Annotated in this window: 18 protein-coding genes, 5 pseudogenes and 1 riboswitch; of the genes and pseudogenes, 10 read left to right on the top strand and 13 right to left on the bottom strand. The window is 38.9% G+C overall.

Annotated features, from left to right (window positions below; translation table 11 throughout):
* The first annotated feature begins 2 nt into the window (after positions 1-2).
* From L3081_RS25210 to L3081_RS25190, 5 genes are all read left to right on the top strand, one after another.
* Positions 3-1,073: a hypothetical protein gene (locus tag L3081_RS25210; protein ID WP_242289334.1), complete on the top strand. Its 1,071-nt coding sequence runs from the start codon at positions 3-5 to the stop codon at positions 1,071-1,073.
* Positions 1,030-2,547 carry a coiled-coil domain-containing protein gene (locus L3081_RS25205; RefSeq protein ID WP_242289333.1) on the top strand — a complete coding sequence of 506 codons (1,518 nt, stop codon included), beginning with the start codon at positions 1,030-1,032 and terminating at the stop codon, positions 2,545-2,547. Before L3081_RS25210 ends, L3081_RS25205 begins: the two co-directional genes overlap by 44 nt.
* Positions 2,531-3,466, top strand: coding sequence for a hypothetical protein (locus L3081_RS25200; protein WP_242289332.1), 936 nt, complete (start codon positions 2,531-2,533; stop codon positions 3,464-3,466). The genes L3081_RS25205 and L3081_RS25200 overlap by 17 nt, the downstream gene beginning before the upstream one ends.
* Positions 3,467-3,654: 188 nt before the next feature.
* Positions 3,655-4,917: a hypothetical protein gene (locus L3081_RS25195; RefSeq protein ID WP_242289331.1), complete on the top strand. Its 1,263-nt coding sequence runs from the start codon at positions 3,655-3,657 to the stop codon at positions 4,915-4,917.
* A gap of 288 nt (positions 4,918-5,205) precedes the next feature.
* A complete protein-coding gene (locus L3081_RS25190) occupies positions 5,206-6,279 on the top strand; it encodes a Wadjet anti-phage system protein JetD domain-containing protein (protein WP_242289329.1) in 1,074 nt (357 codons plus the stop codon).
* Positions 6,280-6,312: 33 nt separating this feature from the next.
* On the opposite strand, the gene L3081_RS25185 is transcribed toward L3081_RS25190, so the two are convergent.
* The 8 genes and pseudogenes from L3081_RS25185 to L3081_RS25150 all read right to left on the bottom strand — a co-directional run bounded on the left by L3081_RS25185 (position 6,313) and on the right by L3081_RS25150 (position 17,159).
* The gene (locus L3081_RS25185; RefSeq protein WP_242289327.1) at positions 6,313-7,824 is read right to left on the bottom strand and encodes a hypothetical protein; all 1,512 of its coding nucleotides are present in this window, start codon (positions 7,822-7,824) and stop codon (positions 6,313-6,315) included.
* 312 nt (positions 7,825-8,136) lie between these two features.
* Positions 8,137-8,361, bottom strand: a pseudogene (locus L3081_RS25180) (DUF4277 domain-containing protein); the annotation flags it as partial.
* A 306-nt stretch (positions 8,362-8,667) separates the two neighbouring features.
* Positions 8,668-9,308: pseudogene (gene cobO / locus L3081_RS25175) on the bottom strand (cob(I)yrinic acid a,c-diamide adenosyltransferase).
* Between the two features lie 38 nt (positions 9,309-9,346).
* Complete coding sequence (locus tag L3081_RS25170; protein WP_242289325.1) at positions 9,347-9,688, bottom strand: DUF2149 domain-containing protein; 342 nt, start codon at positions 9,686-9,688, stop codon at positions 9,347-9,349.
* Between the two features lie 14 nt (positions 9,689-9,702).
* The gene (locus L3081_RS25165) at positions 9,703-10,206 is read right to left on the bottom strand and encodes a MotA/TolQ/ExbB proton channel family protein (RefSeq protein WP_242289323.1); all 504 of its coding nucleotides are present in this window, start codon (positions 10,204-10,206) and stop codon (positions 9,703-9,705) included.
* Between the two features lies 1 nt (position 10,207).
* A pseudogene (locus tag L3081_RS25160) lies at positions 10,208-14,419 on the bottom strand (cobaltochelatase subunit CobN).
* Positions 14,420-15,040: 621 nt separating this feature from the next.
* Positions 15,041-16,495, bottom strand: a complete 1,455-nt coding sequence (locus tag L3081_RS25155) for a cobyrinic acid a,c-diamide synthase CobB (RefSeq protein ID WP_242289322.1) — start codon at positions 16,493-16,495, stop codon at positions 15,041-15,043.
* A gap of 52 nt (positions 16,496-16,547) precedes the next feature.
* Entirely contained in the window at positions 16,548-17,159 is a 612-nt protein-coding gene (locus L3081_RS25150) for a hypothetical protein (RefSeq protein WP_242289320.1), read from the bottom strand.
* 254 nt (positions 17,160-17,413) lie between these two features.
* A riboswitch (cobalamin riboswitch) is annotated at positions 17,414-17,621 on the bottom strand.
* Positions 17,622-17,835: 214 nt separating this feature from the next.
* Here L3081_RS25150 and L3081_RS25140 point away from each other — a divergent pair.
* Positions 17,836-18,413 (top strand): annotated as a pseudogene (locus L3081_RS25140) (histidine phosphatase family protein).
* A 156-nt stretch (positions 18,414-18,569) separates the two neighbouring features.
* Here L3081_RS25140 and L3081_RS28790 read toward each other — a convergent pair.
* The 3 genes from L3081_RS28790 to tnpB are packed head-to-tail and all read right to left on the bottom strand — an operon-like array spanning position 18,570 to position 20,435.
* Positions 18,570-19,106, bottom strand: a complete 537-nt coding sequence (locus tag L3081_RS28790; RefSeq protein ID WP_338027502.1) for an IS66 family transposase — start codon at positions 19,104-19,106, stop codon at positions 18,570-18,572.
* Complete coding sequence (locus L3081_RS25130; RefSeq protein WP_274620754.1) at positions 19,103-20,104, bottom strand: IS66 family transposase; 1,002 nt, start codon at positions 20,102-20,104, stop codon at positions 19,103-19,105. Before L3081_RS25130 ends, L3081_RS28790 begins: the two co-directional genes overlap by 4 nt.
* A gap of 19 nt (positions 20,105-20,123) precedes the next feature.
* Complete coding sequence (gene tnpB / locus L3081_RS25125; protein ID WP_242289314.1) at positions 20,124-20,435, bottom strand: IS66 family insertion sequence element accessory protein TnpB; 312 nt, start codon at positions 20,433-20,435, stop codon at positions 20,124-20,126.
* A gap of 132 nt (positions 20,436-20,567) precedes the next feature.
* Between tnpB and L3081_RS25120 the strand changes: the two genes are divergently transcribed.
* From L3081_RS25120 to L3081_RS25105, 4 genes and pseudogenes are all read left to right on the top strand, one after another.
* The gene (locus tag L3081_RS25120) at positions 20,568-21,812 is read left to right on the top strand and encodes a tyrosine-type recombinase/integrase (protein WP_242289313.1); all 1,245 of its coding nucleotides are present in this window, start codon (positions 20,568-20,570) and stop codon (positions 21,810-21,812) included.
* Between the two features lie 148 nt (positions 21,813-21,960).
* Positions 21,961-22,719, top strand: coding sequence for a tyrosine-type recombinase/integrase (locus L3081_RS25115; RefSeq protein ID WP_242289311.1), 759 nt, complete (start codon positions 21,961-21,963; stop codon positions 22,717-22,719).
* Positions 22,716-23,189: a tyrosine-type recombinase/integrase gene (locus L3081_RS25110; RefSeq protein WP_242289309.1), complete on the top strand. Its 474-nt coding sequence runs from the start codon at positions 22,716-22,718 to the stop codon at positions 23,187-23,189. Before L3081_RS25115 ends, L3081_RS25110 begins: the two co-directional genes overlap by 4 nt.
* Before the next feature lie 123 nt (positions 23,190-23,312).
* Positions 23,313-23,711 (top strand): annotated as a pseudogene (locus L3081_RS25105) (tyrosine-type recombinase/integrase); the annotation flags it as partial.
* Positions 23,712-24,053: 342 nt separating this feature from the next.
* Here L3081_RS25105 and L3081_RS25100 read toward each other — a convergent pair.
* Together L3081_RS25100 and L3081_RS25095 are read right to left on the bottom strand one after the other, a co-directional pair.
* Entirely contained in the window at positions 24,054-25,187 is a 1,134-nt protein-coding gene (locus tag L3081_RS25100) for an IS91 family transposase (protein WP_242289307.1), read from the bottom strand.
* Positions 25,184-26,035 (bottom strand): tyrosine-type recombinase/integrase, encoded by an 852-nt coding sequence (locus L3081_RS25095; protein ID WP_242289305.1) that lies wholly within the window; start codon positions 26,033-26,035, stop codon positions 25,184-25,186. Before L3081_RS25095 ends, L3081_RS25100 begins: the two co-directional genes overlap by 4 nt.
* Positions 26,036-26,176 lie beyond the last annotated feature (141 nt).

Raw genomic sequence — 26,176 nt, 5'->3', positions numbered from 1 at the left:
TAATGGCATTAATCACTCAGGTAGAAGTATCTAACTTTCTTAATACTGAACGAGTAGATCCTTGGGATCCTGCATGGAAAGCACATTGGCCACACCTATGCTTAGATTTTGATGGTGAAAATGCAATAGGACGCGTTGATAATGGGCGAGGAAAAACACGCCTATGTAATGCAATATTTACCATATTAACAAGAGATAGAACCCTACATGCAGAAACTAAGAGACTGCTTGCACCATCGAAAAAGGGGATCTCTAGTCATATTCGTATTGAAGTAAAACAACAAATAACAACAGGAAGAGAGCTTTTCGAAAGCGGTGTTGAACATTATGTGATGGGGTTATACGGATGTTATGACAAAGACATTACATTTTACCTCTATCAGGGAAGGCTGTCTGATTGTCCTGTTGCCTTTGTTCGAAATGAAGATGAAAGTAAACAAATCGAATTAGTTACAGATAAGCAATTCAAAGAGGTGCTTAAAAATCAAAAAGGTTACCAAAATCGTAATCGTAGTGAGTACATTGAAGCAATAAGTTTGTTGTTCGACATGGGCTTTCTTCAACAGCAATTGAATTATCAAAAATCAGGAGGGGGAGATGGCACTGGAAATTTCTTTTCACTGCAAAATTCTCACCCTAAAGGAGAAGATTTCAGCACATCTTTTTTTTATGAGCACATAGCACCACACTTATTGATGGATGTTATGGGTAGCTTTGCTGAAGAAGATGAAAAACACTTTGTTGATACATTGGTTAAGTCTTCTCGCAAAGTTATAGCCGTTGAAATCAAGCAGGAAAAGGCTGAGCAAGATAGAGATGCTTACAACGATTTATTTGATTGGCTGTCTGAAGCTAATACATTGATCGAAGATTACCAAGATGATAAAGCTCTGCTTCATAAACAAGTAAACCTGCTTAACCATCAATTAGCGATGATTAATCGCATTACTTGCAAAGAACCTCTTGAAAGACTGGTTGCTCAAATTGATGAAGAATTATTAGAAGATAACCAAGTAAGCAAAAACTCGATTGCCAACCAGACTTTCTTTTCACGAAGGACAATGGCTGATTAGTGATATGGTTTTAGCAAAATATCTGAATATGTCCGTTTCTCGTGTAAATGAAACATGTTTATCTAAATCTATTCCTTCCAAAAAAATAAAATCATCACAAGTTATTGGAATATCTATGGATCTTGCTTGTGTAAAAAATACGGGGGGGCATCGTAATCACTATTTCACTATCGAGGAAGCAGTTACATTGCTGAGTTATATCGGGGATAACCGAGTGGTTGTCGAAGGTGGAAAAGAGCATTTGTTGCGTTGTATAAATTATGGCTTTGATATTAGAAATAAACTCCCATCTCCTAATCCTATATACGACGAGCTATGTCAGTTTAAATATCATATTGAGAAGCAAAAACTAGAGCAGAAAGAATTTCAGGAAGAAAATAAGCAACTTGGAGTACAGCGAAAAGCACTTCAAGACAGTATTGAAAAATATGAGTTAAATGAACAAGCTTATATCGCAATGTGTGAATCACCTGACTTTACAAAGGAGGAGCTTGAAACGCCTAGAGAAACGCTTGTAATCATCGAAAAAAGTAAAAATGCTAATGATGCTCGATATGAAGCGCTTCATGACCGAAACGCTGCATTGTCACCGTTTCGGGAGCACTATAATTGTGCAAAAAGTATGTTCGGGGAGTTAGAAGATTACTCCTCTCAGCTTGAAGAGTTAGAAAAAAAATCAACTGAATTAAAGGCTAAAAAAGAAGAGTTAGAAAAAGAGTTAAATGATAGGAGTGAGCAGCTTGATACAGATAGGAGGACTTTAACTAACCTCGGTCAAGAGGCTGAAAGTCAGCAAGTGAAATTAAACGAGATGATCTCTAAACAAAATGATTACAATGCTGTTAAAGATCATTATACGGATGGCGAACTTGCTACTACCGAAAACCTCCAGAAGAACCTTAAAAAAGAGGTGGATGCAAAAAGTCAAGAATTGGACGCTGCAAAACAATTTTCTCAAACTCTTGCTAACAAACATGAACAGTTAGAATTAGTTGTAGACGATTATCATTTTGTGACTAGTAAATTCAATTGTGACAACCCACAACAATTTTTAACCAATAAGCAAACAAGAAAAAATGAGCTGACCGCACAAATAAGCAAACACGAAACAGTTAAGGCGCAACTTGATGAAGAATTCAAAAGGTTGCCGGCAGCGAGTAACTCTTTTGGGGTTGTTGAGAATTACTTTGGTAACCTATTTTCAGAGGTAGATTTAGGTGATATTGAAAACTGTATTGAGAAGAAGTTGAGTGAGGCCAAAGCTCAATTGTTTGAACTAGATAAAGAATGGAGCGAACAGTTTGAGTTACTATCTGCTATCGAACAATTTGAAAGTAAATATGACAAGGATATTGACTCGGTAATTACTCAGATAAATACTGAATACGGAAACAAATCTGCAATTTTAGGGCGAAAAAGGCAAGAGCTGATATCAGTTAATACGCAATACCAAAGATTTGAAACAAAACGGTGAATTGACACCAAGCAACCTTGTGAATGAGATCCTCTCTGAACTGGAATTTTCAGGAGAAACTGTGCATCAAGTGATATCTGGAATGGGTCTATCGGAAAAACAATTAGCCAGGTGTCTTGCTGAGTTCTCTAGTGTTCTTCATGCACCTGTTGTTGAAACAAATCTACAAGCTACTGAAATGTTAGAGCATCTTATTGAAGTAGGGATGGATTATCCTGTGTTTTATCGTGAAAAACTCATTGCATATTGCAAAGATAGTAACAACACTTCTGCGTTATTATCGTATGAATCTCTTCATGTAAAGGTTCTGAAAGATAGTAATTACCTGCCTGAGCTGTTGTTGCGCTTAGAAGTACAAATAAGCGAATTAAAACAAGAAATAAATGATACTGAAATTGAAATACAAGCAATCTCGCCAGAAAGTGAACAATATGTATGGCTACAACGTGTAAAGCAAGCATTTCGCCAAGATACACCGAGGAAACTTATTGCCTGTAGTGAGCGTGTAGATGAAACAGCTAAGGAATATAAGCGTTTAAGTAGTGTAAAAGCCTCTAGAGAGTTTCTTTTAATTAAAGTTGCACAGTACTATGATCAAATAGGTGGTGACGAGAAATTAAATTCGACTATTGAACAACTGATTAATACTGAAACCTTGTTAATAGGGTTAGCTGTGGAGAGAGATGAGTTAAATAGTGTTTTAACTGACAAAAACATAGTACGTTTTCAAAATTCTATAAGGTTTATTGCTTTAGGAGGTGTAGATAAGTTAAAGCAACTTGAAACCGATTTAAACGACATTGAGTTGAAGCAAGAGCAACTCAATGCTGAAGTTGTCGTACTCAATAATAAAGAAATACAGTGTTATGCTCGTTTAGCTAGTGCTCAGTTGTTCGTTCATGAGGGGGGCTATCTGTAATAAACACTCTAGGTAGAAAGTTAGCCGAAATTAAACCCAAAATAAAATCACTTAGTCAACATGTAGAGAATGAAGGAATAGAATGCAGGAAGCTTTCTCAAAATGTATTAGATTTATCCGAAAACTACACTCGGGCTAATGGTAAATACTCAGAGTGGAAAACACCATTAATACAGGCCGCTTTGTTTGTGAAAGAGGCCGGCCCAGTATTTGATCAATCTTATACAAGTGAGAAATCTAAGTTAATTGAAGAAAAACGTCTATTAGAACGTAAATTAAAATTCAACTTTGAACAAGCGCAGGCATACGTTGATATAAAAGGTGATGAAAATTACAACACTACATTAATTAGCAAAATTCAGTCTATTAATGAAACTATTATAAATAACGATGAACTTATACAAAAGATAACTGATGATATAGAGAATAATCAGGAGAAAATTCCAGATAAAGCTTTCAAGGCTAAGGAATATCAAGAGGAATATGTGAAATTCATGCGTATGTATCATCTGGCCTCAGAATTAACGTCCTACCTACAAACAGAACTTGAAATAACATTTGAAGCAACAGAGTTAAACTCGTTCACTAAGTATGCCATCAATATTGAAGCTGAGATTAGAGAAGATCAGAAAAGAGATCTTAATCAAACTGCGGAATTATACCTTAATCTTTTTGATGCAATTGAAGGCTTAGGCTTGGAAGTTGCACATGAAGAAATATCAGCTCTCACTAAAACCATGAATAGTAAACAAAACGATATAGTAGGAACTATCAAAAGAAATCTTGAAACAGATAAAGTCATTCGTGAAGCTGAGCGTCAGGAATTAATTCATGGCGACATTAGCCGTATTGTATTAGCAGTAAACAAGTTAAAGCCACATATCGAACAAACAGCCATTGATAAGGAAAAAATAGTAGAGCGGACAGCGGAAGATGTTAGAAACCAAAAGCAAACCTTAGCAAATAATATGGTATTGCTTACTAATACATTGAAGGAAAACTTAAAGTTAATGAAATCTTCTTTAGGTAAAGGAAGCGGTCAAGCCGGGTTTATCCTTGACTCAAACGTTATCTCTGATGAGCAAATACAAGATCAAATAGACAAAATGATAACCTCAGTGAGAATTGAGGAAGAGCGCTTTCAAAGTGATTTAATAAATGCCGATAGGTTAGTCAGCAAAACTGAAAGTCAGCATATTGCACAGTTACAAGAAAAACTGAAACTAGAATTCAATCGTTCAGTTTTTGTGGGTAGTGACGATAAAAATAACAACCTTCCTTCGATTAAAGTCATTCATCCTAGACTAACAGCAGATAGGTTAGTTCCATTATCTGAAATGTTTTCTGTTGGTCAAAAAGCTGCGATTGGTTTGTTGCTATTAGTAAAACTTGCAGCATTTAACTCAGAACGAGTAAACAACACCAAAGACTTTAAATCGTGTAAAACGTAGCCCTATTGCAGATAAAGTTGTGCTTATTGATGGATTATTTTCCAATTTATCAGATAGAAAAATGATTAACGATTCGTTGGAAACTGTGATGAATATTAAGGATGAATTCCAGATTATAGGATGGTTACATAACCCATATTACAAGAACAACTTTGATATATTCCCTCGTTTTTACAATATATCTCCAAAGAAATCGAAAAGGTGTATTATTACATGCCAGTCAAATAAAACCTGATGAAAGTACTCAAATGGCATCAATGACATTGCAATTAGAGTCGGAAGAATGTGATGCCTGAAGCTATAGACATAATTAAAATTGAGTTAATCAAGTTCATTGGCGAGCCTGGTACCAAACAACTTAACCCAGGAACTTTAATTAAGCGACTAATAGATAAAACGAGTTTAAGCTCAATAGATGTGCAACAAGCATTATTACAGTTATCAAAAGCAGGACTTATTACTGGAATAAACGTTCGTGGCATTCCTGTAAAAAAAGTTGCTTGGACAGATATCAGACATCAGCCTGTTTCCGAAAGCCGAAAACTAGTTGAGAGTGTGGTTGATGAAGTAACGAATGACCAACAAATCCGTAATATATTTATAAAGCATCATAAATATTTTGATGGCTTTAATGAACAGGATATAGCGAAAATTTTAAAAGGTTTGTTGGCAATTAAAGGATCGGGAGTGATGCATAGCCATGACAGGTATATTTTTAGTGCTCGTCATTTACTTGGTAGTTCAAAAGCTCTAGATAACATTTCACGGTTAACAAAAGAATTAGGTATTTCGCTGCCTCATGACGAATCTACTTATTATATATTAACAGCAGGTCAGCCTACTTCTTCACAGGTTTTATTTGTAGAGAACCCTCGAGTGTTTAATTATCTGAAACCGTACGCTCATAAATACAATACTCTAATAATATCGTCATATGGCTACGGACTTACATTAGAGAACTTTGCTGATAAAATCACAAGTAACTCAATAATTGCTTGCCCAACAGATAATCAGCCTCAACCGGATTTGAAAGCAATATTGATCAAGTCTTTGGTTATTTTTTGGGGAGATCTAGATAAAGCAGGTCTTTCTATATTTGAATCACTACAAAAAAATATTCATCAACTTAAGCTATCCTCAATTTATGTAGATATGCTTGATGATGTTAGTACTCAAGGGCATCCATACCACCGAATCTTTGAGAAGGAAGGTCAAAAAAATATACAATATAAACAGCCGATTAGCTCAATAATCATCGAACGTTGCCACAATCGAGCTTTGGATCAAGAGTTGTATTGTGAAAGTAAATATTTACCTCGTATATTTAGACCACTAGTTGAGTTGCCAGAAATTGATGAATGAGTCAATTTGTACCTTTGTTGAGTAAGAGAAATATTAAGTACTTACACTGTTAAAATTTACCTTAGAATAGATAGCTTTACAGAATTGGACTTCTGATGGCCATGTATGCTTCATAGTAATAATATTAATAGCTTTTCCTGCAAATATGCGGCAATTTTTCCAAATACCTTTTTCATTTGCGAGCTGAAATAGCAGGTAATTTATTTGATAGTTAGAGTAATATTCCCCATTACTGTTAGATATCAATGCTACTTTACATTTGTCACTTTTCCGTAATTCAAATTCAATTAACGAATACCACCTATGTTGAAAATAGATATCTGCAATAATTACCTGTCGTCTGGTTCGTGTGCTTGAGTCAAGATACGACCATTGTCTTTTATTGGCCGGTGTTGTCAGCGGGATATACTCGATAGCTTCTTCTTCTGGACGTATACAGGCCTGAATTCCTTCAATCTGGTTTAGCAGCTCTATGGCCTCTTTGAAGGCTTCAAAGCTTGCAGGGAGAGCTTTTCGGCGTGTTCGGGTTTGATCTACGTGGCCTCGACCAGTTTCTGAACCATCAGAGTTTCCTTGCCCAGTTCCTAGGTTTTTTGGTTCATCTTTCTTTGGAGCGTTACGTAGTCTGCTAATATAGCGACACTGTTCTTTTTCCGGTCTATCGACTTTTTTCCCTGTAATAGCGCCAAACCTGTCGGTGGGTAGAGGAATGTGCTCATTGGTTTTTGCTTGATCTGGTTCATCTGTATTTTGAAATGATTTTTTACCGTCAGATGTTTTATGCCTCGACACTGGAAATGCTGTTGCCTTTTCTTTATCGCTAAGTTCATCTTCACCTTCTGATTGGCCTGCGTCGTTGTCTCTTCCTGCGGTGAGATTTTCAAATGGAAACGGGGCTGAGCAATGTTCTATACTCAGTACCAAATAACGCCAACCGCTTTTAGAATGACTATCTTGAGCTTTTATGTATTTCCCTCTAACTTTTAGATTGGTAATGCCGAAGAAAGGAAACCCACTTTCAGGATGCGAAAATTTGGAGTTCAGAGAGTCGCGCATCATAGCGTCATGAGGAAGCGTTGCCCCCTGCCAAGCTTCATCGCTAGAGAGTATCCTGCCGATCACCAAACCATCTTCATTTGAAAGATGTTGTCGTAAGTGTAGTATGCATCGATTCTCTTCTTCTAAAAAACCACACTTTTCAGGATTGAGAACATTATTTGGTTGGTGCTTCAGGTCACCTGAAAAAATAACATGCGCCATGTCTGTTGATACAGCGTAATAAAAACGAATTAATTCCATTGCCGGAATCAGTAGTCCGAAGGGATCATTATCTCTCTCAACAGCTACTAAATTGGCCATAAAACCTTTTCCAGTTCGATAGCCGTCGTAGGGTATTAGGTTTTTGTCTTCTTCCTTGTGGTTGCTTGGAAGCGTTCGAATACTTTTGTTGTTTATTATGAGATTGTAAAAGCGTTCCTGCTTACCTGCTTTGACAGTCTGGCAGTAACCATTTAGCCAGATTGAGCCTATACTGACCAATGGCAATTGGCCTACACCTATCTTTATAACGCATTGCTCTTTATAGTCTGTAACATGAGTAGAGGTGAGTTTCTTAGCAGAGGAGTGTATGTCCTCGTTTTGAAAAAGCGGGCTTATTACGATTTGAACGAAGGGCTCTGAAGGTATATGTGGATTTCGCTCGATAGCACCAAACCAGTCTATTCTCCAATAGCGATCATCGGCCGGAAATTCCTTAATCCTTGGAATATTCCCGCCATTATTTGATAAGTTCCCAGTACAAAATAATGATGTAGTACAAAATATCGTTGTTTAGTCGTTAGAAGGGTTGTAATTCACATCAACAGGGCGTTCTTTGATGTATTGCGGATACATGTGCAAGGTACGACCAACAAAACCAAGCCCGTTTAAAATCATCGCTTCAACAAGCTGACCATAAGAAATAAGTTTATCATCACTTTGCTCTGGAAGAGATTTATCAATTAACTTGGCAATACCAAGCTCTTTGTTCATGCCGGCAACCAAACCTAAATGATCAAGACCTTTTGTTGAATATGACGCCATTATTTTTCCATCACCCAAAGATAAGTAATAGATCAAATATGGCGATCTGCGTCAAGCTTTTTTATTATGTTTTTAGGTGCGGAAAGACAGTTAGAATAAAATATTAACTCGAAATTTTGCGTTCAATTATGTATCTAATCTAAAAAGCGGACATTAGTATTGTCCTTGATGCGCATGAAATTAGAGTATTAATTCGTCCGCAGGAATTGGTTTAAACCCCCGTCTTTAGACGGTGGTTGTTTAGTCTAAGGCGGTTTCGCTCCTCAATAGATATAGAAGCCTATTGATTTTTTAGTAATCTAGCAGTTACCAATCCAGACCTTTTTGAGCTTTTACACCCGCTTTAAAAGCATGCTTTATTGGCTGAACTTCTGACACTGTATCCGCCAATTCGATTAATCGTCGGTGACATGCTCGCCCAGTAATTAATACGTGTTGCATTTTAGGTCGATTATTTAAAGCTTCGATAATATCATCTAGTTCAATGTAGCCATACTTAACCATGTAAGTCATTTCATCAAGCAATACAATATCAAGGGTTTCATCGCTCAGCATCTCTTTACTTTTTTGCCATGCAACTGTCGCCGCGGCGATGTCTGTGTCGGTACTTTGTGTTTCCCAAGTAAAGCCAGTCCCCATAACATGATGTTGAATTGAAAATTGTTTTAAAATATTCATTTCACCGCATTCCCATTTAGAGCCTTTGATAAATTGAACAATGCCGCCTTTTGACCGTGACCAATAGCCCGTAATACCGTGCCAAAGCCTGATGTACTTTTACCTTTACCATTACCTGTTATAACTACAAAAACACCACGTTCTTCTGTTGCGTTGGCAACACGTTCATCAACAGCTTTTTTAATTTTCTTCTGTCGTTCAATATGTTTATTCTCTTTTAACTGTGCTTTATCTTCTTCGGATGCACTCTTCTTAATAATATCGCTCATGTTTTTCTCACTATTTATTACTTATTTTTCGTAGCTGACTATTCATTACTAATCAGGATCAACTTACCAGTTTTAGGATCTTTATATACTTGGCCCATTGACTGATAACCATCCTGACTCTCCAGTTTATTCATCAATGTTTTTGGTGCTGAGGATAATTCTTTACCTACTGTATTTACTGGTTGGATTTGCGCGGCACTTTGTTGTTTATTTACTTCTTTGCTTACTTGAAAGTGCTCCTCTAATTCAGGACTAAGCGCCACTAATGCGGCAATTAAACCACAAGCAAAAACAAGCATGATATCAATCAAGTTAGCAAGAGGACCAAGTGGCTCTTGTTCTTGACTATCAAATTGGCTACTTCGCCATGCATCATTCATATTATGGACTTACCTTAAGCACTTTTAGCTAAAACGATTTCATCAGAAAGTTTTATAGCTACTGCTGACTCTATTTCTATCACAATGTCGTCTAAACGTTGCATCGCATTGTCATACCAACGTCTACGCATTCGCCCTAAAACGAAGCCCATAATGCCGAGTAGACCTATAATGGTGGTATCAAAGGCTACGGTCATTGCGGTCGTTAAAATACTAATATCACCTGTTCCTAAGGCTGACAAACCCGGACCTAAGGGGATTAATGTCCCCATTAAACCTAACATAGGCGCAATACGTGTAATAAAGTCAGCGCGTTCAATGCGCTTCTTACCTTGTTCTATTAACTGCTGCTTTTGTTTTGCCGCAATTAAAGCAGGAATAACAGAAAAGCGTTCACCAATAGCCAATCCAAATTCATACACGGCTAATGCGGTAAAAAACAATAAGCCCCAAATTACCGGTTGTAATAACCATGAGGTGATTAAGTGCATTAAATCTAAAGAGAAACCATATAACATATTAACCTTCCTTTCTTGGCATTAGCGGTGGTTTTGGTAGTTGACGACGAGAACGGCAATATCCGGCTAACACTAACAATAAAATGCCAATAATTAAGCCAAGTAATAAGTACTCTTGTTGAGTAGATTTTTCATTGTTGTTTTCACTCTCATTTTCTTCGCTAGTTGTCTCTTTTTTCTCTGAGGATTTAGGATTCTGAGTAGAGTCCTGAGTCGAATCGAGAGTATTTTTCTGTTGTATTTCGGTGCTAATTTCTTGGATATGTTGAACACCTGAAGCGACTTCTCCCACAGGGTTATGATTTGCCGATGCCAGTACTTCTGCCAATTGACGCTTTAACTCAAGTGACAACATAGGTTTAATAAATTCATAAATGGGATGATTAGCATGGGTATGTCCACTGCCGGGAATACCATGTTCGACAATGTTTTTAGTAAATTTTACTGCAAGCTCAGTTTGAGTTTGTTGACTTGCTTGCCAAAAGCCTTTTTCGATGGCGACTAACATCACTGCGAGTATGTTGCTCTGTACATGAACATTATGTTTTTCTTGTAAAAAATCATCTAAACCAATATTCAAACTATCATCAATATAAATGGCTTTTAAATCTTCCCACACCCAAGAGCGAATAATCTCTGGACTCGTTGCTTGCCATCCCCACAGGTTTTCAATAAATTCACTGCCCATGGTTCTTGCGCCAAAGATAGCCTTGTTTCATTAAGGGTCGATCCACTGTCGATTTAAAAATCGTCCGCGCAGCTCAGACAATAAAGCTGTTTGTAATGGGTCTATGGATAATTGCTTGCTGTTAGCATGGGAAATAACAAAGCTGTCTGGTTGTTTACCTTTTATCGTTTCAATCGCTAAATTTAAGCCACCGAGATAATCATAGGCATCATTATTATCGATCAAACCATATAGGTTACTTGCGCGGCCTAGGTAGGTACTGTTCACCTTTGATAATTGCTGACGAAAAAGTGATTGAACATTGCTGCCCATGGCAACGTTATCGTTCGGTACACCATAGGCATGGCTCATGCGTTTTATATAAGCTTCGCCTAATTGTTTTCGTTCTTGCCATGCACCAGAACGCTCAGCTAAGCGATTAATACCCGCGCCATAAGCACCGGGAGCGGTACCAAAAATACGATAACTTGCCTGACGTCCAAGTAATTCAGGGCTTATATTGGCGTTAGCACGCAATAATGCTTGTGCTTCAAGTAACCAGTTATTCGCAACCATATTATCGATTAAGCTTTCATTAAATGAATGCTTTTGTTGCGCTAACATATGTTCTACCGGCTGAAGCGCTGAATGTAACGCACTGATAAGAGCAGGGTGATCGCGTTCAATGGTATTTTTACTGGCGGCAAGCGCTAATAATACCGAGCGGTCAAGCCATGCTAGCTGCTGAGCATATAAATCTCTAAATAACCCAGAGGTAGTAAACACAATATCTCGGCGCTTAAGTCGCTCGTTATCAAGGGGCATTAACTGTAATGATTTTAAAATACCACGACGATTCCATACCGGCTTAACGCCTAACATATCCATGCCAAACGCTATCATCGCGCCTTCATCGCGCACCGCGTCAGAAGCCCATAAAATTACCGCTTCTTTATGCGTGTTATCAATAACAGGGTTTTCACTTCTTGCTTTACTTGCTAATTGTTGACCGGTAGCAAAACCTAATTGTGAAGGAATTAAACTACCATCTAACGCATAAAAGTTACGGCCAGTAGGTAATGCGTCAGGTGTTCTAATTGGATCGTTACCTTTTCCTGGTGCAACAAAACCACCATTTAACGCATTTATAAATGCCGACATTTCACTTTTAGGTGACTTAATCAGATTTTGTTTAATGGTGCTATATTGACTATCACTAAAGTCCAATTCACCTTTTTCAATGGACGTCATCATTGTTTCAATGGCGTTAGGCTGCCAATCTTGACCATAAACATGTAAGCCCAAAGGCATAAAGTCTTCTTGTAATTTTGTTAAGTAATGCCCGACTTCATGTAGTAAAAAATCATCATCTACTTCACCAAAACCAATACCTCGCACCTGTAACTCTTCGTCCATACTGGCAACAAGTTCATCGGTTAGGTTCAGTACTTTAATTTTATGTCGTAACGCTTTAATGGCTTTTTTCTTAGTGTCTTGGTTTGACGCCGCCTCAGCACTTTCAATTAACTGTCGTAATTGCAACAAGCCATCATATAATTCTGTAGTTGCTAACGGTGGTGATAAATGATCTAACATAACGGCAATACCACGACGTTTAGCTTGAATCCCTTCACCTACGCCATCAACAATATAAGGATAAATACTCGGGATACTTTCAATAATTAACGACGGATAATCACTTGCTGATAAACCTACCGCACGCTTTGGTAAAAACTCATAAGTAGAATGGCGGCCTAGATGAACAATGGCATTGGCTTTAAATACATCACGTAAATGATAATAGAATGCCAAATATTGATGCGGTGGCGGAAAGGTCATATTGGCATGTAATAACTCTTCGTTTAGCTCCCAACCTCTTGGTGGTTGTGGACCTAAAAATACGTTGCCAAATTGTACCCCCGGTAAAAGAATTTTATTATTCCATACCATTGTTTTCCCTGGTACTTTCCCCCAACCACGTATGCCTTCAATTTGCATATCGATTAACGCTTGTTTGAGTTCTTCAGCCGTTTGCCATTGCCCAGTATTAACATCGTTGTTATTAAGTTTTACGGTAATTAATTGGGTATATTCATCTGTTAACTGCGCAAGTAAATCTAACGCACGAGCACGACCTTTGTGACGAATACCATCAAGAGCGTGATGTAAATCTACCGAGGTACTCTCTACCTTATTGAGTAAAGCCTTTAATACGGAACTGCTCTCAACGTTAGAAAGTTTGTTTAGTTCAATTTCGCCTTGTCCATAAAGGTAAGTGTTTACCTGAGCATGCAAGTAACCTAGTGGCCCCTCAATCATTTCAGCTTTAACTATGTCAGGTAACGTATCAAAATAGGTTTGATAGTCATTGACTGACATCGTATTTATCAATGCTGACATTTTATTAAGCGCAGTGGCATCTTGCGGTAAGTTAACTGCTTTTAACTGTAGAAGATCAAGTAATACTTCGGCTGAATTAGGGAAGTCTTTTTCTGGACCAAGGTCATAACCTTCGGCCTTTAGTTGTTGAAGTATTTGCCACAGTGATTGCTGCACATCAAGGTTATCGGCTCCAATATTATGGCGTCCCGGAGGATGGTTATAATAAACAATAGCTACTTTCTTTGCTGAATTGTCGATAGTGCTAAGTGCTAACCAAGCACTGATTCGTTGCTGTAAACGTGTTACTTCCTCTGTTAAAACTTGGCTAATAGATAAGCTAGCTCCCGTTAAGGTATCTAATTTTGCACTCGATGCTAAGGCTAAAACATGTGGCTGAGAAACACCTTGTAATTCAGGCATAGCTACTCGGTAATGTACGCTGTCGCTCGGTAAACCGGTTGGCGATAATTGATATTCTAAAGCGCTTAGTTCTGTCACTCTGATACCCTTAAATACAGGGACATTCAATTTGGAAAATTTAGTTGTAACCGACTCTCGGCCTTCGCCGCCACCAATAACAAAGTCTTGTAAGGCGATTAAGGCAAAAGGCTGTGATGTTTTTATACCTTGATTCGCATTTATACTTTGAGTGCCTTTTAAGTTGAGAATAACTTCAACAGCCTGCTCACTGGCTTGTCCCCATCCCGCTAACACAGACACACATTGCCATTGAGGCTTACATAACTGTTGATGTAATTGCCATTGTCCGGGTTGATCGCCTGTGTCATGGTCAATAATAAATACAATAGGTTTATTTGTCTTTAAAGCTATGTTTTCGGCTATTCTTCGCTGCAGAACCGCGGTGCTAATGAGTTGTTCTTGCCAATAAAAGCGTATAGGTTGCAATGGTAATATTTTGGGAGCATCAGCTAATAAGCCTTTGGTGTTATCACTTATTAAGTCACTTCTGAAGCCACTGCTTAAGTCACTGTTAGCTTGAGTAGCCAGTGATATTTCCTTTATCCATTCAAATAAATAACCTAGATTTTCCTTACCTCTATTTTGCCAATAAGCACGGGCTTGTAACCAGTAGCTAAATTGAGGCCATTGCTTTTGCTTTACTGCTAATGCTTGTAGGTAATTATTTTTGTCTAAAGACGCCATCAATACTTGAAGTTGCTCTTTAGGTAAATTGGCGATTTTTCCCTGTTGGCTATCTTGATGTAAAACCATTAACCGCCGATCAGCATTGAGTATTAAACGGGTTTGCTGTGTTTGATATTGCAAAGACAATAAACGCTCTACGGATTCACCAAAAACACCGGCAATCACCAAAGCTTGATGTTCATTTATCAGCTGTTGTATTTGCTTATTACTGAGTCGATTAAGTTGACTAACGCTGCGAATAGTAATGTTGCTCGTTAGATCTTGTGTCACTGTAACTTGCTTAGACAGAAATTGATGCGCACCTGAAACCATACTCGCTGCAGAACGATCTGAAACCAATGCTAGCATTTTAAAATCGGCTGCATGTACTGCAAAACAGCTGACAAATAAAACAGAAAAAAGTAATCGTTGAAAGTAAGTGGTAACGTTATTTTTAATGGTTAAAGCTTTGCTATAAGGCTTTATATTTTTTTTACTCAGAATGAAGCGTGACATGAGTTCTCTGATAAAAGTGTTAATAAGGCAATAATGAATAAACATGATAAATACAGGTATTAGCTATTTTTTAGTGATGCTTTTAGTCATTATTTTAGTAATAATGGTTCAAGTAATGACGCGCTAGTTATGCTTGAAACAACGTGTTTTATCAAACATTCGTAATGATAAAGAGGGGTTACTAGGTAGATACCAATGCATATAAGAGGCAAGAATATTGTTATGCTGATAAACAAACTCGCCTATACGTTCACTAGGGTGATGTTTAGTCTGGGCAATGGGTTCTAAATCGACTTCAGCACTAGAGTAATGAAAACTGTGACCGCGCATCACATGGGCAGCGTCATCTTCACTTACGTTATCAGTGACGTTCTCAGTTGCATTTTCATCTGATTGTGGTGCTTCTGATTGATATAACTGAGACAAATCAACCCGCTGAGATCCTATTGAAGCAAGCTTTTTCTGCATTACCGCTTTACCCGGCATTAATCCAAGCATCGAAAACTTTTTTTCAGACATATCAGTAAGTTGGTCAAGTAAATATAACATCCCACCACATTCAGCAATTATCGGCTTATTGGTATCAGAAAAAGTTCTTACATCATTTAAAAAACTGACATTATTCATTAATTGTTGAGCATACAATTCGGGGTAACCACCCGGAATATATAATATATCGCCATCAGGTAAGTGCTCGTCGTTAAGTGCCGAGCAATAAATAATAGTGGCTCCTGCTTGCTCTAAAAAGGAAATGTTAGCTGCATAAATAAAACTAAAAGCATTGTCACGCACAATGATGATACGCGTATCAACCAAGGCTTGTTCTTCGGTACTGTGGTTATTCTCGTCGTTGATGTCATAAAACTCAGTTTTTGCCGGTAATTCAGTTAATTTTGTATTGGCAATATGACTTGCAGCCTGATCTAACTGAGTATCTATATCGGCTAATTCTTGTGCTTGCACCAAGCCTAAATGACGTTCTGGAAGCGTAATGCTTTCATCTTTTGGCATACGTCCGTAAAAACAGAACTCCTCTGGCAAACTATTACGGAGTATGTCGGCGTGACGTTCGCTATTCACTCTATTAGCGATAACCCCAGAAAAGGGCAGATTTTCACGAAACTTGGCTAAACCAAAAGTAACTGCAGCGAAAGTTTGCGCCATTGCTTTTGCATCAATGACACCCAGAACAGGAATATTAAAATATTGGGCTAAATCTGCACTGCTCGGTGTGCCATCAAATAACCCCATCACTCCTTCAATTAATATAAGGTCTGACTCTAGCGCTGCACGATACAATAATTCTTGGCAGCCCGACTCTCCAACTAACCACAAATCTAATTGATAAACCAATTCACCACTGGCTTGTCTGAGTATCATCGGGTCAATAAAGTCGGGACCTACTTTAAACACGGTAACCTTGCGACCTTGATTGCGATGATAGCGCGCCAATGCAGCCGTTACCGTTGTTTTACCTGAGCCAGAATGCGGAGCTGCAATAATCAATGCCGGACACATAACCCCGCTAGCCATTTTATGATCGGGTTTATTTTGAAATATCTTATTGTCTGATGCCATTAGGCTATTCCTTCGATGTAGGCCAAGTTATTGTTTGCAACTCAAATCAATACTAAAATTTATTATTAGTATTAATTTTGCTGTTGATGGTTTTATCAGCAAAGAAGTGACTTACAGTGAAATCAATAACGATTGCAGAAATAACATAGAACGTAGGATTAGAAATAGATCTGAAGAAGTACTTGTCTACACGGGTAGCGTATTCAGCCCAAGATAAATCAGGAAACTTACCCGATAAAGTGTAATAGCTACCATTTGAAATAAAGAAAGCGATTGAACTCGCAACAAACAGACCTAGTGCCACTTTAATAATGTTTAACTGCCAACCTTTTTTCTGCCAGTTAGGTCGAGCATAAAAGCCTGCGGCAAACATAACACCATAACTCAATACTAATGCCGGGTATGAGGTCGTGATGCAACTTCCAAACTGACCGCGATAATAGGATGAACCCAGATCTATCGTTACGCTTAACACATAAAAAAACCAAAAGGCTTTCATATTACGTAAGTACATTCCCGCGAGGAAAAATATAGCGATTGATGCGCTTGGTAAACTATTGAAAGTGGCAAAGTGATGTGTTCGCGTAGCAAGCATAAGCAAAGTTAACACTGCAAATACAACAAGAAGCAAACTAATAGGTGATTTTTGATTGATTGATTTCATAACGATCCCGCTGTCTAAAATATTAATAATATTAACGGCGTAGGGAATCAAAGTAGGTAAACGGTGTAGGGTATGCAGCTAATAAGTAAAGTGTTTTAGTTATTACAATAAAACATCATTAATTTATGGAGCAATAAGACAGACCGTGTACTTTTCTCTGAATTACCGCCCACCGCAGTTGTCGAGTAATATTCATCAATAGAAGATATCGTTATTAATATATATGGGATTAACATATATATTAATAAAGTGACTATTAATAAATATGATCAGGCCGGTCTCCGGACTTCTGATCATCGCATTTGCAACACCTTCCCATACTTTCACTGATGTCGTTACCGACAATGTGATTCAATACAGTGGTTTTGTTGCTGCTCACAGTTACCGTTGCGGGGGCAGTACTGGTATCTCACCAGTTTCACGTTTCATCTTCATAAGTTAACCTGTCAGATAGTTTTTATCTGGTAAGGAATAACACAAGACACCTAAATCAGCGCAGATATTACGACATGCATAGCAGTTATTCAAGAATTAACATGACTTATAGCTAAAACCTTTCATTCAATTAGAAATTTTGTACTCTTCTCATATTTGCATTGAACCAAGTTAATGATTTCGTTATTCTCCTCCCCTCATTAAACGTGTCATCACAAATACGAAAGCATAAAATCACTCTATGACAGTAAATCTATATTTAGCTCGCCATGGACAAACCCAATGGAATAAAATTCAACGTTATCAAGGCCGACTTGACAGTGACTTGACGTCATTAGGTAAGCAACAATCAGAAAAAATTGCGTTACAGCTAACCCATAAAAATATTGATTTAATTGTTTCATCTCCATTGGGAAGGGCGGCAGCGGGTGCGCAAATATGCCGGAACAATTAACTGCTCCTATTATTTATGATGATGGTTTACTTGAACGAGATTTGGGAGAGTGGCAAGGTCAGCATATGGCGGATATTAAAAAGGATAAAAACTATCATGAAATATTGCATCAATTTACGCAACTAGCTCCTGTTGGTGGTGAAAGTGCTTTAACTTGTGGAGAGCGTATTTATCAAGCACTTAAGTCATTAGCGCAACGCTATCAAAATAAAAACTTACTCGTTATTTTTCATGGTGAAGCATTGCGTTGTTCATTAGCCAAGTTAGGCAATATCTCAACGGGTAATGCTTATCAATTATTCGACAATGGGTGTTTATTACAATTAACTTATGCACATAACAACCGCTTTCAATTAATTCATTAATTAGTGAAATAAGAGCACGAACGTAATGCCGACATTGTTTGAAAACATCTATCAGCAAATCCTAACAGCACTACCTGTGTATGCTAGTTTAATAACGCTATTGTTAGCGCTAATATTAGATAAGTAAGCGATCATTCTGGGGTTAGATCACCCCATTCATGCCAGATCTGACGTTAAAAAATTATCCCCGAACTTTTCTTTCCACATTTTAGGCGTAAGCTCTTCAACTTTTGATGCAGGATGAATGCTGACACGTTGCAATACATCAACAAGGTAATGGTAGGGATTGATTTCTTGTAAGCGGCAGGTAACCAGTAAACTTTGTAAAATACCTAACTGCTCTGCACCGAGTTCGCTCCAACAAAATAGATAATTTTTTCGCCCCTTGGGGATAACACGCAAAGCCCGTTCTAAATGATTGGTATCCATGGCGACATCAGGATTCGCCAGAAACACTTTTAATTCAACTTGCCGCTCATTCACGTAATTTAAGGCTTTTGTGAGTTGGTTTTTAGGGGTTAAGTCGACTCGCTGTCGTTGCTCATAAACCCAGTTAAAAAATTCAGTAACCAGTGGCTCACTGTGCTTTTGTCGGTAGGCTAATGCCTCGCTAGCCTCAATAATGTTATTTTTGATGTGTTTTTCATTTTTATAAAGCAAGGCAATTTGGTCAATGGCAGTTTGTGCCGCTATTGGCTCAATCTGTAATGCTCTGTCAAAGTAACGACGCGCGTGTACCCGAAAGTCGCATGAGTCACGGTATCTTCTTTTTCATTCAGTTTTGCTACGGTTTTGCTGTAAGCCGCATAACCATCGGTCAGCAATGTGCCTGTGAATCCTTCAAGTTGATGTTGGGCATGCAAAAAGCCTCGGTTATTCGACCAAGTAAACGCTATTTCATTGTTGTCACCATACATTGGCCAGAAGTAGGTTTGCTTCATCTTGCCTTTACTTTTTCTACCCGCTTTTATCGGCACCTCATCCATCGCAAGGGTTTTACTGTTGATGATTGATTTTAGCTGTGCTTGGTAGATAGGTCTTAATAGTTCGATACCTTTTTGAATCCAGTTAATCAAGGTAGCTCGGCTGATATGAACACCAGAATCAATCATCCGTTGATGTTGTCGATAAAGTGGCAAGTGATACACGCCTTTATCTACCATTAAGCCTGCAATAAGAGAAACATCTGCATAACAACCCTCAAGCACATTGCTTGGCGTCGATGTGGTTTTCACTGTTTGTTTACTTTTATGACGAACCACAGGGCGACGGTAGATTAATATCGTATAACTGCCTGGCTGTTGAGCTAAGCGGTTAGTTTCTTTGTAACCGATGATTTCATAGTTATCTGCGTCTTCACCTTGTAGCTCTGGTCTTGGAATGTCGATAACTTTAGTGGGAACACTCGCATCAAAACGCAAGCCCGTGTCATTGACTTCATCGCCATTGAGTTGTTTATTGGATTTACGTTTGTGGGCTTTGATATCGGTAGATGTATCAATTGATGGAGCGCCTTTGTTGGTAGCAAACAGCGAGCCTTGGGCACTTGCTTCATCAAGTAATTGTTTTTCTGATTTACGACCAAAGAGTTGACGCTTGAACCAATCTAGCTGCTGTTCAAGCACAGCATTACGCTCTTCAAGTGATTGAATTTTATCTTGTTGAGATGTGTTTGTTTCGCTCGTTTTCATGCGAAAATTATAACAAAACCTACCTAGTATAGCGCTTGTTTTGTGGTGCTTTTTGCCAATTAATGCCTTCGATTAAACACTGTAATTGCGCCCAATTGAGTGACATTTTATCCTCATCACTATTCACCCGATGAAACTGCCCTTGTTCAAGGCGTTTGCTCCATAAACAATACCCGCCACGACTGTAGTAAAGGATTTTGATGTAAGTACGGCGCTTATTAATAAAAACAAATAACTCACCACTGCTTGCCGGTCGCTTGAGTTTTGATTGTGCTAGTGCCGCTAAACCATCAAATTGCTTACGCTTATGTGCTGCAGCACATAAGCGCAATTATGTAGAGTGTTCAGTTATGTGCCGCAACCATCAAAAAGCTGCAGTATATAGGACTTCAGTTGAATAAAAAGAGCACATAATTACACCTCAATTGTCTAACACCCCGAATCACTTTGGGAGCTAGCACTAATGAATCAAATCACGCAATATGTCAATAAATTTAATGATTTTCTCTTGCCGGGTGAATTAGAACCTTATCTTTTAATCTACGCTCAACACCTATCAGAGCAAGGTTATACGAACTTATCTGTTAGAGGTTACATCGATTCCGTCTCGCATTTTGGTACATGGCTAACTATTAATGAAGTTTCAATAAAGGATATTGATGTAGAAGTTGTGGAACGATTTGCTAAACATCGTTGTCATTGTCCAGGAAGTCGAAAAAAAACGTTTGTCTCTATAAAATATGCTAATCGCGTTCGAAAATTCATTGTTTTTGTTTGTAAACACGGGGGGATACCTAGCTACACGCCTCTAGAACATTCTTTACCGATACCAAACGCTCATTTTTGTGAGTTTTTGAAATATCGTGGATTATTGTCAATAACGGTAAAACATTACTCTGACTCTATTAATGTTATTTTACCCTTACTGGGACAAGAGTCCCAAGATTATGATGCAAAAAACATTAAACGAACCGTGTTACAACTTTCCAAACAGTATTCTCTGGCAAGACTCAAAAGTTTAACAACAGCATTGCGAAGTTATTTGCGATTCTTAGCGGTGAAAGGGCTATGCGCGCCAGATTTAGACAGAGCGGTGCCTGCTGTGGCTAATTGGTCACTTTCTTCAATACCTAAATATATTGTTGCAGAAGAAATTGAACAGGTTATAAACTCTTGTGATATAAAGACTCCAAAAGGATTGCGTGACCGTGCAATTATTCTGTTGTTGTCGCGCATCGGATTGCGAGCAGGAGATATTGTTGATATGAAGCTAGATCATATCGATTGGCATAACGGCTCTGTACGTCTTTTGGGTAAGATGAATAGAGAAGATTGTCTTCCTTTACCACAGGATGCAGGTGATGCCATCCTAGATTATATCGAAAATGCACGACCACCCGTAAAAATAGCTGAAATATTTCTCTGCATCAATGCCCCACATAGGCCTTTTAGTTCCTCGGCTGCTGTTTCATCACTTGTTGCCAGTGCCATAAAACGTTCTGGAATTGCTACTCCGGCTTCATGTGGTGCTCATTTGTTACGCCACTCTGCAGCCACCCAGATGTTACGAACAGGTGCTACTTTAGAAACGGTATCATCAATTCTTCGTCACCGCTCCCTCGATATGACGGCATATTATGCAAAAGTTGATATCCCCATGTTGGAAACTATTATGCAACCTTGGCCTGCGAGGGTAACGTCATGTTAAAAGATGAAGTTAATTCATTTGTGGAAATACAACAGGCAATGGGGTTTAAATTTAGGGTGCAGAACACCTTGTTACAGCACTTTGCACGATTTGCAGAGCAAAACGGAGAAACCATGGTTTGTACAAAATCCGTTATTGAATGGGCGGAATGGCGCCTTCAGTCGCTCAAAAAAGAAACCGATTGCTCACGGTACGTCGATTTGCTCTTGCTGTGCAATCTGAAAATGCTCAATACGAGATCCCTCTAGCAGATGTTTTTGGACATGAATGTGCGAAGCGTAAAATTAGACATCTATTTTCTTCTGAAGATATTAGTCGATTGCTCGTTGCTGCGTCACAACTAAAGCCAAAAGAGACGATAAGGCCTATAACATACACGACTTTATTTGCATTGCTTTCATCGACGGGATTACGAAGTTGTGAAGCAATCAGGTTAAATATTGATGATCTAACTATCGATGGGTTAATGATCAGAGCCACTAAATTTAGAAAAGACCGTTTAGTGCCGATACATTCTTCTACTCGTCAAGCGCTTAAGGAATATTTGAACAAACGAAAACAGTTTAGTGCGCTAGAGTCCGCATTTTTCGTTTCAAATAATGGCTCTAGGTTGACCTACTCAACGATTATAAGCATTTACCTACAGTTAATGAGAAGCATTGGTTTGCGTGCTAAAGCCGGTATCCCTGGGCCATGTCTACATGATTTACGTCATAGTTTTGCAGTAAGATCATTAGAGCAATGTTGTGGAACACGGATTGAGATCTCTCGGAAAATTACGGCATTAAGTACTTACATGGGACATGCACATGTATCAGATACATATTGGTACTTGCAGGCCACCCCTTTACTGATGGCTCAAATATCAGCTGCGCAGGAAAACTGTTTTCTGAGGGAGGTAAAATGACAAATCTAGCCCAATTTCTTAGTGCATTTTTGCGAGAATATTTGCCACTGGAGCGACGAGCGAGTTTACATACCAGTGAAACCTATGCTTATACATTCCAACTTCTTGTGAATTATGCTGCCAAACAGTTTAGTATTTCGCCGTCACAGCTCACACTGGATCAATTGAATGTAGACCCCATTGTAGATTTCTTGAACTTTCTGGAAACTGAACGAGGAAATACTGCTCGTACACGCAATGCGCGATGTGCTGCGATTAAGGCATTCTTCAAATACCTTGAATATCGCAACGTAGCCGCTTTAGAGCAGTGCCGCCAAATAAGTGCAATACCAGTCAAAAAAACTGATGATAGGTTGGTTAATTTTCTAACAACAGGAGAAATGCAGGTTTTACTGGATATGCCAGACATCCATACTTCAACAGGTATACGCGATAGAGCAATGATCTATCTTTGTTTTGCTGCAGGATAACGAGTATCAGAGCTTATTGGACTTCGCCTAAATCAACTTGAATTGGGCTCTCAAACCACCATTCATGTTATTGGAAAGGGACGTAAAGAACGGATCTTGCCACAATGAACAGAAACAGTCGAAACGCTAAAGGCATGGATTGCTATCAGGCCAAATAATTCAACAACACCCGAGTTATTTCTAAATAGCCAAGGAAGAGCTATGACACGCTCAGGGTTTAGGTATATCTTGTCAAAGCATGCAAACAGTGCTGTGCAGAAGCTACCATCATTGGAAAAAAAGCGAATATCTCCCCATGTGTTGCGGCACAGTTGTGCAATGCAGACACTAAAAGCAACGCACGACATCCGAAAAGTTTCATTGTGGCTAGGTCATGCCGACTTACGAAGTACAGGTATTTATCTAAGAGCCGATCCTGAAGAAAAACTAGAGTCGCTATTGGCGGTGATACCACCAAACATCAAAAAAGGGAAATTCAAGGCACCTGATAAGCTAATGGCAATGTTACAAACAAAGAAATAATGACCAGATATTATGTGCTGTGATCTGAGAAAAAATGGAATAGGTATTGCCATTTAGCACAATAACTGCACATAACAATTAAGCATTTATCTCTTGTCGAAGCATGAGAGATAAATGCCCTGTTGGACTGAGCCGCTAGGCACAGTCTATATGGTTTTTGTTTATTGAGTTATTTCAGTAGTAGGAAGGTGATTATCCATAAATTGAATTTTCAATCGTTTCCTTACGCTATTTTGCTCAACTTTATCAAGCCAGTTTACCTTATCAGGGACTTTTTTCAAGACAAACGAAGCCTCTACTATCGTTTTTTTCAACGCATTATTAACCGTTTACATCACTCAACTAGATCGTTCGAAACCGAACTAACTGTTTGTTGGGCAACATAATTCCTATCAACACCATCCCGACATGATGACAACTCGGACATTCAGGCCCTATTTTATCCTTTACCTTCTCTGTGATAACTTTTTTAACCTTCTCAAATTCTGTATCTAAGCTTTTCCTAATGAGGGTTAACGATTTACGCCTTATTGAATTAGCCATGAATCCGTAATAACGCAGCCGCATAAAGCCTTTGGGGAGAACATGTAATAAAAATCGCCTTATCAACTCTCCCGCAGATAATTCCATATGCGTTGTCTCATTGGTACGGTAGTCCTTGTAGCGCATTAATACATTATTATCACCTTTTAAGGATAAACGACTTTCGCTAATGCCTACGCGGTTGCAGTAACGCGCTAAATAGTTAACAACTGCATCGGTATGACCAATGGTTGGTTTGCTATACACATTCCATTTCAACTTCGCGGCTTCATTCAAGGTCTGTGAAACCATTGATTGCTCGACTTGATGAAGCTCACCTGAGTTAGCTTGCTCCTCTAAATAATGAAGCATCTTGCCTCTAAACTTCACCGACAATGCTTTCACCGGAAATAAGTAACCCGCTTTACGGCTGCCACACCATTGATTATCCTTGGTTAGCACACCACTGGGTATAAGGCAGTGTAAATGAATATGCCGACATAAGCTTTGACCCCAAGTGTGCAACACTGCCAACATACCCAACTGTCCATCCATGTGGTGTCTTGGGGTTGCAAATTCACTTAAGGTTTGCCAAACCGCCTTGAATAACGCTTTATACAGCACATTAGGATGTAATGTTGCCCAACCATTAAATTGATGCGGTAAAGTGAATACCACATGATGATAGGCAACAGGGAGTACATCCGCTTGTCGTTTACGTAACCATTGCTCTCGTGATTGACCTTGGCACACCGGACAATGTCGGTCACGACAAGAGCAATACCACAGAGTATTTTGCTCGCAGTGATTGCAATGCCATTGATAACTGCCCATCGCTTGCGTTCGACAATCTTGAAGGTGATGCAGCACTTGCCATTGTCTTGGCGTGATGGCTTTCTTCTCAAGGTATGGCAGTCCTTGTGCGATAATTTGCTGAAACAATGAGCCGTTCATGGGTGTTGCTCCAGTTGTTTTAGTAAATCAAATTGTGCACCATCCACCGCTTGATAATGGGGTAGCCAATGGGTATAACGCACTGTGGTTCGAATGTCTTTATGCCCTAGAATGTGCTGTAACTCGGGGAGTGGCATTCCCGCCATTAATTGATGTGTGGCAAAAGCATGACGTAAGGCATGTATGCCACCTTGCTTCAATATACCTGCATCATTTTTAGCTTTGTAATACGCTTTTTGTAATGACGATTGATGTAACGGTTTATCTTCTACCCTTTTAAAAAACAGGTAAACGATGGGGTGAAAACGCTGCCAATAAAGTCGTAACTCGTGCAGTAAGGTGTCGGATACGGGGATACACCTATCCTTAGCACCTTTGCCTTGTTGAAGATGTATAACCTTTTGTTCACCCGCTATATTTTTCACTTTGAGCGTGCATACTTCACTAAGACGTAAACCGCAGCCATAGCACAACATGATCATCATCTTATATTTAGGATTGCGGCAGATATCAATGATCCGTTTCACTTCAGAGATACTTAATAGCTCAGGGATCTTCTGTTGCCGCTTCATCGGTGGTAACAACTGCTCACTGAACGTACGGCCAAGCACCTGACCATAAAAAAAGTTCAGCGCATGAAAAGCCTGTGCACATGTGCTTGACGATAAATGGCGCTCTAGGGTCAACGACCAAAGGTACTTTTTTAACTCACTGTCTTGCAATGTGTCAGGGGAGCGATGGGTATGCTTCGCCAAGTCGTAAACCCAACGAACATAGGTTTGCTGTGTTCTAATTGAAAAGTGTCGTACTTGCATACAGTCAAGTAACTGTTGTCTGAGTGGTGTCATAACTTGCCTCCAAAAAGGGTTGAGTAGCAAGTTCAAGTTAAGTGTGGTTGGAATACAGTGAAATGTCAGGGAGCTGTAACTCTCCGCGAAGCGGTTCAGTTCAACTGAACACTCTACATAATTACGCATATCAACCGGATG

It is taken from the genome of Colwellia maritima (genome assembly GCF_022669015.1).
In the GTDB taxonomy this organism is placed as follows: domain Bacteria; phylum Pseudomonadota; class Gammaproteobacteria; order Enterobacterales; family Alteromonadaceae; genus Colwellia; species Colwellia maritima.
This window is presented reverse-complemented; position numbering and strand designations above follow the sequence as displayed.

Bases quoted from the DNA above. Each gene is read 5' to 3' on its own strand.
- L3081_RS25210 (WP_242289334.1), top strand. From the start codon at position 3: ATGGCATTAATCACTCAGGTAGAAGTATCTAACTTTCTTAATACTGAA.
- L3081_RS25190 (WP_242289329.1), top strand. From the start codon at position 5,206: ATGCCTGAAGCTATAGACATAATTAAAATTGAGTTAATCAAGTTCATT.
- L3081_RS25170 (WP_242289325.1), bottom strand. From the start codon at position 9,688: ATGAATGATGCATGGCGAAGTAGCCAATTTGATAGTCAAGAACAAGAG.
- L3081_RS25165 (WP_242289323.1), bottom strand. From the start codon at position 10,206: ATGTTATATGGTTTCTCTTTAGATTTAATGCACTTAATCACCTCATGG.
- L3081_RS25155 (WP_242289322.1), bottom strand. From the start codon at position 16,495: ATGGCATCAGACAATAAGATATTTCAAAATAAACCCGATCATAAAATG.
- L3081_RS25150 (WP_242289320.1), bottom strand. From the start codon at position 17,159: ATGAAATCAATCAATCAAAAATCACCTATTAGTTTGCTTCTTGTTGTA.
- L3081_RS25130 (WP_274620754.1), bottom strand. From the start codon at position 20,104: ATGAAAACGAGCGAAACAAACACATCTCAACAAGATAAAATTCAATCA.
- L3081_RS25120 (WP_242289313.1), top strand. From the start codon at position 20,568: ATGAATCAAATCACGCAATATGTCAATAAATTTAATGATTTTCTCTTG.
- L3081_RS25115 (WP_242289311.1), top strand. From the start codon at position 21,961: ATGGCGCCTTCAGTCGCTCAAAAAAGAAACCGATTGCTCACGGTACGT.
- L3081_RS25110 (WP_242289309.1), top strand. From the start codon at position 22,716: ATGACAAATCTAGCCCAATTTCTTAGTGCATTTTTGCGAGAATATTTG.
- L3081_RS25100 (WP_242289307.1), bottom strand. From the start codon at position 25,187: ATGAACGGCTCATTGTTTCAGCAAATTATCGCACAAGGACTGCCATAC.
- L3081_RS25095 (WP_242289305.1), bottom strand. From the start codon at position 26,035: ATGACACCACTCAGACAACAGTTACTTGACTGTATGCAAGTACGACAC.